Origin of the sequence: Limnohabitans sp. (assembly GCF_040400975.1) — a bacterium.
Classification (GTDB): domain Bacteria; phylum Pseudomonadota; class Gammaproteobacteria; order Burkholderiales; family Burkholderiaceae_C; genus Limnohabitans_A.
On the sequence record NZ_JBBAPF010000130.1, the window covers coordinates 1 to 1,193 of the forward strand.

2 protein-coding genes are annotated in these 1,193 nt (G+C 49.8%); one reads left to right on the forward strand and one right to left on the reverse strand.

What is annotated here, in order from left to right:
• Positions 1-567: 567 nt before the first annotated feature.
• The gene (locus tag ABWQ00_RS16160; RefSeq protein WP_353239682.1) at positions 568-726 is read right to left on the reverse strand and encodes a hypothetical protein; all 159 of its coding nucleotides are present in this window, start codon (positions 724-726) and stop codon (positions 568-570) included.
• 70 nt (positions 727-796) lie between these two features.
• On the opposite strand from ABWQ00_RS16160, the gene ABWQ00_RS16165 reads away from it, so the two are divergent.
• Positions 797-988, forward strand: coding sequence for a hypothetical protein (locus ABWQ00_RS16165; protein WP_353239683.1), 192 nt, complete (start codon positions 797-799; stop codon positions 986-988).
• Positions 989-1,193: the final 205 nt, after the last annotated feature.

Below are 1,193 nucleotides of genomic sequence, written 5' to 3' on the forward strand. Positions count from 1 at the left end.
CCTGAGCAGCCCACCGCAGACCGCGCACCTTGACTTCGTGGTGTACATTCGACCGCGGTGGCGTCCCAAACGAGTGGCGAGCAAGTGCAGCACGGCTCCTTGATTCGCTCTGCCTCGCATATTCCTAACCCTGGTGAATTACCCACGGGTTGTGCCGCTATGCGGCTGTTTGATCAGGGTAAACCATGGAGGCACCAACTATGTCGTCAGAGCTGTCAACTTCCGTAAGGAAGCGGCAGGAGGATTTCATCAGCCATCAATTGGCATGCTTCTGTGTTGTCGCTCATCATCGAGCAAGCACGTGTTGGAGTGAACAGAGTCTCCCTATTGCGTGCAAGTGGCCAGCTGCATCTGTTCCAAATGCCGAGCAACCAACCAGTGCAACTGCATGCGTTGTTGTACTCTGCGTATGTTCTAAGCAGAACCCTCGTTCGGACGATAATGACTTCTACCTATTCACTGTTGGATACCATCTGCAACATACATGCGCACATGAACGCAACAAAAGCTGAAAGGTCGACGTAATGAGCATTAGGCGCATGCATCTATCTAAACACGCCATTGCAACTAGATGCACCAACGCATCCATGAAATGACTTCCATATGCGCTTCGGTGCTTGTCATGTGAGGGCGATGCAAATGCTCACGCTCGTGCTCGCACTCGAGCTGGCGCTCATGCTCGAGCTCGTACTCGTGTCGATGCCCCATGCTCTCGCTCGTGCTCATGGGCACGCTCATGCGCTGAGGTTCATGCTCGTGCGCTGAGGCTCATGTTCATGCGCTCATGCTGATGTTTATGCTGATGCTGATCCTGATTCTGATGCTGATGTTGTTGATAATGATGATGATACTAGTGCTCATGCTTGCGCTGGTTATGGTGCTGGTGCTGGTGCTGATGCTGATGATGATAATAATTTTCAAGCTCATGCTCATGCCAAGGACAGTGCCGGTGCCAGTGCAAAGTCCGATTCCAATGTCAGTGCCGTAGTGCCATGCCATGCCATGCTATGAACGTGAAGCTCCAGACGACTATGTACATATATATATATATACATATGCATGTACATGCGTACCTCAACAATTGTGAACAGGCCTCTCTATGTATACAGGTTCATGTAGATGTCTCTTTCTCGCTAACTCAATATGTATATATATATATATACACACATGTACATGCACATGTGTGCATGACC

What these genes read in the sequence shown, in the direction of transcription:
- ABWQ00_RS16160 (WP_353239682.1), bottom strand. Translation starts at nt 726, where the DNA reads ATGAGCACGAGCGAGAGCATGGGGCATCGACACGAGTACGAGCTCGAG.
- ABWQ00_RS16165 (WP_353239683.1), top strand. Translation starts at nt 797, where the DNA reads ATGCTGATGCTGATCCTGATTCTGATGCTGATGTTGTTGATAATGATG.